Origin of the sequence: Streptomyces sp. NPDC058525 (genome assembly GCF_042719495.1) — a bacterium.
Classification (GTDB): domain Bacteria; phylum Actinomycetota; class Actinomycetes; order Streptomycetales; family Streptomycetaceae; genus Streptomyces.
The window spans coordinates 1-6,332 of the sequence record NZ_JBHXNP010000187.1; the positions used below are offsets into that span (position 1 = coordinate 1).

At 71.2% G+C, this 6,332-nt stretch carries 5 protein-coding genes; 3 read left to right on the forward strand and 2 right to left on the reverse strand.

The genetic code is table 11. The features are described from left to right. Nucleotides 1–410 precede the first annotated feature (410 nt). Nucleotides 411–1,322: a hypothetical protein gene (locus tag ACFWP3_RS41245; protein ID WP_384232005.1), complete on the forward strand. Its 912-nt coding sequence runs from the start codon at nt 411–413 to the stop codon at nt 1,320–1,322. On the opposite strand, the gene ACFWP3_RS41250 is transcribed toward ACFWP3_RS41245, so the two are convergent. Then, nucleotides 1,270–3,246, reverse strand: coding sequence for a Helicase associated domain protein (locus tag ACFWP3_RS41250; RefSeq protein ID WP_384232007.1), 1,977 nt, complete (start codon nt 3,244–3,246; stop codon nt 1,270–1,272). The two genes, ACFWP3_RS41245 and ACFWP3_RS41250, sit on opposite strands and share 53 nt — an antisense overlap. A 772-nt stretch (nt 3,247–4,018) precedes the next feature. Between ACFWP3_RS41250 and ACFWP3_RS41255 the strand changes: the two genes are divergently transcribed. Further along, nucleotides 4,019–4,945 (forward strand): NADP-dependent oxidoreductase, encoded by a 927-nt coding sequence (locus tag ACFWP3_RS41255; protein ID WP_384232009.1) that lies wholly within the window; start codon nt 4,019–4,021, stop codon nt 4,943–4,945. Nucleotides 4,946–5,011: 66 nt separating this feature from the next. Further along, complete coding sequence (locus ACFWP3_RS41260; RefSeq protein ID WP_384232011.1) at nt 5,012–5,947, forward strand: AraC family transcriptional regulator; 936 nt, start codon at nt 5,012–5,014, stop codon at nt 5,945–5,947. Nucleotides 5,948–6,095: 148 nt separating this feature from the next. On the opposite strand, the gene ACFWP3_RS41265 is transcribed toward ACFWP3_RS41260, so the two are convergent. Then, on the reverse strand, nt 6,096–6,200 hold the full coding sequence (locus tag ACFWP3_RS41265; RefSeq protein WP_384232013.1) for a TetR/AcrR family transcriptional regulator C-terminal domain-containing protein: 105 nt from the start codon (nt 6,198–6,200) through the stop codon (nt 6,096–6,098). Nucleotides 6,201–6,332: the final 132 nt, after the last annotated feature.

Here is a 6,332-nt window from a genome sequence, read left to right on the forward strand (position 1 = left end):
CCACTGCCAGCCACCGCCGCCGCCACACCCCCCCAGACACCCCAAGCACCCACAGCACCCCCCCCACCCCCCCCCCCACCAGAAAACCCCCCGCCCCCGCCCCCACCCACACACCCCCACCCGCCCCCCCGCCCCAGGACGGACACCCCCACACCCAGTCACCCCGGCCCCCCACCCTTGGTGTTGTCGGCGGGCCCGGGTTGGACCATGCTGGGCCCGCGAACGGGTCACGGCTGCCGTCAGCGGGCCTGGAATGGCTGCTCTTGCGGGCATGGAGCCGGTGAGCTCGTGATCCTCCCCAGCTCCCCGTGGAGGCGCGGCCCTTGACCCTCGTAGCCGACGATGCAAAGCCCCGTGTGGCCGCCCGGAACTGTTCTCTAGTGTCAGCAGCAGCCCATACCCTGCCCGTCATGACACGGACTGGATTCCAGTTCGCCTACTTGCAGCCGCTGTTCACGGACGTCAAGCGCCTGCGCGGGGAGGGCGCCTACCGCCAGTTGCCCGCGCCGCAGCCGTCGAGCAGCCTGGCAACGGACGACGCACCCCTGGGCGCGTACGCGGCGTCGACGCTCATACGCACCTCATACAGCGCGGGAGTGGCACACGTCGATGCGTTCCGCAGGCTGGTTGAGGCCGGCGAGGCGGATCCACAGAGCCCGTGGACGCTGATGCGCGGGGCGCTGGAGAATTTCGCCACGGCCCTCTGGCTACTGGGCGGATGCGATCGCACCGAACGCCGACGCCGTGCCCTGGCGCTCTGGCGTGAGGACATGCGCAACCGCGCCCAGCACGAAGAAGACATCAACCATGTGCCAGGACCGGGCGGCAAGACCGGCCGCGAGCGCCGCCAGGACGTAGAGGATCTCGCGCTGACTTTGGGCATCCCCACTGCATCACTGGGCAGGCCCGAGGCCGGAAAGATCATCGAGAAAGCCGCCCGCGACGCTGGTCTCCCAGCCCGCGAGGTCACCGCTGCGTGGCGCGCCGCATCCGGATTTTCCCACGGCCGATACTGGCCCAACCTTCGGGCCTCTATGCCCGTCGACGCCGTGCGGGGCGGCCCCGACCATTACCTGATGGCCTTGGTCATCGACGAGACCCAACACCGTCCGTTCACGCGGCACACGCGCCACCTTCTCCAGCGCCTCCACAACAGGTACGAGGCCAGGGCCATGCCCCGCGGACCGGACTGCCAGCCCAGGACCTCGGGCGGCATCATCATGCTCCGGGCTCTCGCCCTGTACTGGCCTCCGCCTTCAGCCGGTGTCCTCAGGCCCAGTCCACGCCGAGTGCCCGTAGTGCGTGCAGCTGCTCCTGGGTGAGTTTGTCGCGTCGGGTTTTGGTGTTGGAGACCCACACACCCACCTTCACGATCACCGGTTCCGCCTTGCCCTCGACCGAGACTTCTTTGCCGTGGCTGCGCGGCACCGGCCGGTGCGCGCCTTCCCGCTCTACCCACTGCGTGAGGGCCTCCAGGCCCCGCTGGAACGCCTGCTGCGCCTTGCTCGGCCCCTTCGTCCCGCGGGTGGCTGTGGGGGCGGGAGAGGGTGCCTGGTTGGGTTGTACGCCCAGCGCGGTCAGCCGCTCCTGCTGCTCGGGCAACAGGCGTGCCCAGGTAGCCGGCTGCTTCTGCTGCTGGAGCCACCGCCCGATGTCGTCGCCGTCCAGCAGCACGCCCGGGGCGATGTCGGGCAGCTGCCCGTCGTCGTCGACCAGGTCCGCGAGCAGGCGGCAGTGCCGCTGCCAGTCCAGGGGCCAGGGGCAGTTCCAGTCCTTGTCGATCGCGGCGAGCTGCGCGGCCCGGGTCGTGGCGGTGTCCTCGTCCTTCCCCAGCCCGTTCTTCGCTCCCTTCCGGCGGAGGTTGGCCATCTGCTGCCCGATGGGCACCATCTCGTCTTCCTCGCCCCAGACGGCGTCCTGTCGGGGTGCGAGGTGTCCGGTGGCCCGCCGGTAGGTCCGGAGCGCGGCGAGTTTGGCTTCCCACGTCTCCTCGCCGGGCTCCCACACCATCCCGGCCTCCGGGGCGTCCAGCAGCGTCTTGCGCCGCTCCTCGAGTTCCCCGGCGCGCAGGGCCTTGCGCTGCTGGTGCACCCACCGGCCGAGCGGGAAGTCCTTCGTGACGCCGACCTCGGTCTCGGTGTCGTACGGCACGGCGTGCACGCCGGTGATCCCGTTCTCCGCCCGCCACCGCAGCCGGGCCTGGTAGCCCTCCAACCACACCAGGGACTCCGGTCGGTAGACCCGGGTGCGCAGGAACGCGGCGATCGTGGCGGAGTCGCGCGGGCTGGAGAAGTGGAGCAGGGCCGACTCGGCCGCGGCGTCGGTGCCGTCCTCCTGGTCCTCACCCTCACCCGCGCCGGCGCCGACGATCCGTCCATCCTCATCGCGCCGCAGGTGGACCTTGCGCTGGCCGCTGGTGAGGGCGCGGGAGGCGAGCTGCTCGACAAGGCGGTCGTCATGACTGCGGAGGCCCCGGAGGACCGCCACAAGAGGGCGGAACGAGGCGCTGGCGACCATGTCGGTGGGGTCCTCGCCCGGCTCCAGGAACACCGGCACGATGATGCGGGCGACCTTCGTGGAGCCGTCCTTGTTGAGCCGGAGGGCGCGCCCGATGTTCTGGACGATCTCGACCTGGGAGCCGCGGGTGTCGGCGAAGCAGATGGCCTCCACGCCGCGCTCGCCGGTGATGTCGACGCCCTCGCCGAGGACGCGTACGGAGGCGAGGAACGCCCGGTGCACGCGCCGGCTGTTCGCGTCGATGCCGTTGGCGAACTGCCGCAGGACCTCGCGCCGCTCGGTGACGAGGTGGTCGCCGCACAGCCAGGCGGACCAGACGCGGTCCGGGGGTACGTGGCGGCCGGCCTCCAGCTCGTAGAACTCCGCCTCGATCGACGACGCGGGGAGCTTCTCCGCGGCTGCCAGATCGGCATCGGAGGCATCGGTGACGTACAGCTCGGCTGCGGTCTCGGGGAACTTCTCCGCGAACGCGCGGGCTTCCTCGACCTTCTGGTGGAAGGTCATGACCGTACGCAGGTTGTACGCCGCGGCTTGCTCCAGGAGCGCGGCCTGCAGCAGCGCCAGGCGCCGGCCCCGCTGCGCTTCCTCGGACTCGCCCAGGACGGGCGACGGGTCCCGGATCTCCAGGACGTCGATCTCGAACCCGGCGAGGATCCCCCGCTCGATCGCTTCGGACAGCCCGAGCTCGGCGAGCCACGCGCCGTACGTGCCGTCCGGGTCGTCGGCCATGCTCGCGAGCTCCAGCTCCTCGCCCCCGGCGCCCTTCTGCGGGCGTGCCGCCGCGAGGATGCGCGGGGTCGCGGTGAGGTACAGCCGAAAGTCCGCGGGGATGCGGGCGTTGTCGTGGATCGCCGCCCACGGACGCCCGAGGTCGCCGGCGGTGCCGTGTATTGACGTTTTTGGTGTTCTGCCTGGTCACTTCGGTGACGATCGGTATCACGCCTGGTCGTTTGTCTCCTGTGGTCGGGCCCGGCGCCAGTACCAGGTTCTGCTCCGCTGCTGGCTGCCCATGGAGCGGGGTCGGCCGAGGGAATGGGAGAGGACTACCTCGAGGCGTACGAGAGGCCAGCGTGATGATCGGGGGCCGCCGGCCCGGGATCTGGTCTCGTGTGCCTTCTTCGTGTGTGAGTGGGCCGGCCTCGTCGATGAGGACGACGTCTGGGACGTGGCTTTGGATCCAGACCGGGTCACCGGCCACCTTGATGGGGTACGGGCGTGAGCGGCCGCCGCCGGCGCACCGGGTCGCGGCGCCACGCTCCGTCGCGGTGCCAATGCCACCGGGATGGCCTCGGCCGGTACGGTACGCGACGGCACACCTCCGCCGGGTGGACCGCACGCCCGTGCGCCCGCACGGTCCAGGGCTCTCACGGCCGGTCGTTCTCGTGGACGCTCGGACATTTTTCGAAGACTGGAGGATATTCAGCAGCTCGTTCGATCTTCCTAATGTGGAGGAGACGAGGGGCGGTCGCCCCGAGACCACCACCCCAACAGGGAGTTCACCATGCGTGCTGTCACCCAGAAGTCGTTCGGCGGCCCCGAGGTCCTCGAGCTCATCGAGACCGACAAGCCCACCCCGCTCGGCGGCGAGGTCCTCGTCCGCGTCCACGCGAGCGGCGTCAACCCGGTCGACGTGGCCGTGCGCTCCGGCGCCTACCCGCTCCTCGGCGAGCCGCCGTTCGGCGTCGGCTGGGACGTCTCCGGTGTGGTCGAGGAGGCCGGGCCCGGCGCCCGGTTCAAGCCTGGGGACGAGGTCTTCGGCATGCCGTTCTTCCCGCGCGCCGCCACCGGCTACGCCGACTACGTGGCCGTGCCCTCGCGCCAGGTGGCCCGCAGGCCCGCGACGCTCGACCATGTGCAGGCCGCCGCTGTGCCGCTCGCCGCGCTCACCGCCTGGCAGGGCCTGGTCGACGCGGCCCACGTCACGGAAGGGCAGCGGGTGTTGATCCACCGGGCGGCCGGTGGCGTCGGCCACTTCGCGGTGCAGATCGCCAAGGCGCGCGGCGCCCACGTCACGGCCCTGGCCAGCGCCGCCAACCACGATTTCGTGCGCGAACTCGGGGCGGACGAGATCATCGATTACCGCACCACCGATTACACCGAAGCGGCCAAGGACATCGACGTCGTCTTCGACTCCAGCTCCGAGGGCGAGCGTGCGCTGAGCGTCCTGAAGCCCGGCGGCACCCTGGTCAGCATCATGGAGCACTGGAACACCGGGCTCGCCGCCCGCGTCGAGAACGAGGGCCGTCGTTTCGCCGGGGTCTCGGTCGAACCGGACTACGCCTCCCTGGAGGCGATCGCGGCCCTGATCGACGCGGGCCGCATCCGCCCGCACGTCTCCGTGACGCTCCCGCTGGAGCAGGCCGCGAAGGCGCACGAGCTGGTCGGTTCCGGCCGCACCCGCGGCAAGATCGTCCTGACGGTGGCCTGAGCAGGGCGGGTTAGAGTGCGGAAGAAAAGCGGCGAGAGCCGGGAGAGCAGGGGAGAGGGGCGGGAGTTGGACATCCTCACCGAGGCGCTGGCCTCGATGCGCACCGGCCGGCCGGCATCCGTCCGGACCACCGGACGGGCCCCCTTCGGGCTGCGGCTGCCCCCGGTGGCCGGCGCGGGGTTCCACGTGGTGCTGTCGGGTGCGTGCTGGCTCGTCCCGCTGGAGGACGCGGCGCATCAGCCGCCCCTCCCGCTCGGCCCGGGCGACGTGGTCTTCCTGCGGGACGGGCGCGGTCACATCCTGGCCGACCACCCCGACACCCCGGCCGAGGTGGAACGCGCCTCCCAGTTCAGCCCCGGATCGCCGCTCGGCACCGTCACCATCGGCGGCGACGGCCCCCGCACGGACCTGCTGTGCGGCAACTACCACCTGGACCAGGCCCGCCCGCACCCCCTCGTGCGGCAGCTGCCGGAGATCATCCATCTGCCCGCGAACCACGTCCGGCATCCCGAACTGGCCGCAGCCATCCAGCTGTTGCGCACGGAACTGGACCAGCCGCGGCCGGGCTCCGCCGGCATCGTCCCCGCGCTGATCGACTCACTGCTCCTGTACATCCTGCGCGCCTGGCTGGAGGAACGTCCGGCCGTACAGGCCAAGGGCTGGGCCGCCGCGCTCGGTGACGCCGCGGTCGCCCCGGCCCTGGCGGGGATCCACGAGGAACCGGGCGCCCAGTGGACCGTGGAGTTGCTGGCCACCCGCGCGGGCCTGTCCCGTGCCGCCTTCGCCCGCCGGTTCAACGACCTGGTCGGCGAGCCGCCCATGGCGTATCTGACCCGCTGGCGCATGACGACCGCAGCCCAGCTCCTGCGGGAGTCCGAGGTCCCGCTGTCCGCGGTCGCCGCCCGCACCGGCTACGGCTCCGAGTACGCCTTCGCCAAGGCCTTCAAGCGCGAGTACGGGCAGGCCCCGGGCGGTTACCGCCGTGAGGTGCGCGCGGCCTGACCGGGCATGGCCCTTTCCGGTCTGGTAGATCGACTGTTGCGGTGCGGTGGTCAGCGGTAGGCGGCGAGGAAGACACGGGTGCCGGCGGCGGCGTAGCGGTCGAGGCCGGCCTCGGTGTGCTGGGCGCTGCCGGTGAACATGGCCTTGTTCACCGGGATCCACAGCAGAGGCCGGAGAAGTGGTTCGCAGCCAGGAGCGTGTCGTCGATGCGGAGCAGTCCCTGGTCGGCCAGGCGCCGGAAGGTCGCTGCCAGCGTGGCGAACTCTAGTTCGAATCCCCGCTCATGTCACTCGGCACCCAGTGTGAGTTGGGGGTGTGGTGGCGGGGCTTGGGCGTCATCAGTGTGTGATGGATTTCGGGCCTGGTACAGCACGGTTCCTGGCTG

Excerpts from the sequence above, each read along its gene's own strand:
- ACFWP3_RS41245 (WP_384232005.1), top strand. The coding sequence starts at position 411 with ATGACACGGACTGGATTCCAGTTCGCCTACTTGCAGCCGCTGTTCACG.
- ACFWP3_RS41250 (WP_384232007.1), bottom strand. The coding sequence starts at position 3,246 with ATGGCCGACGACCCGGACGGCACGTACGGCGCGTGGCTCGCCGAGCTC.
- ACFWP3_RS41255 (WP_384232009.1), top strand. The coding sequence starts at position 4,019 with ATGCGTGCTGTCACCCAGAAGTCGTTCGGCGGCCCCGAGGTCCTCGAG.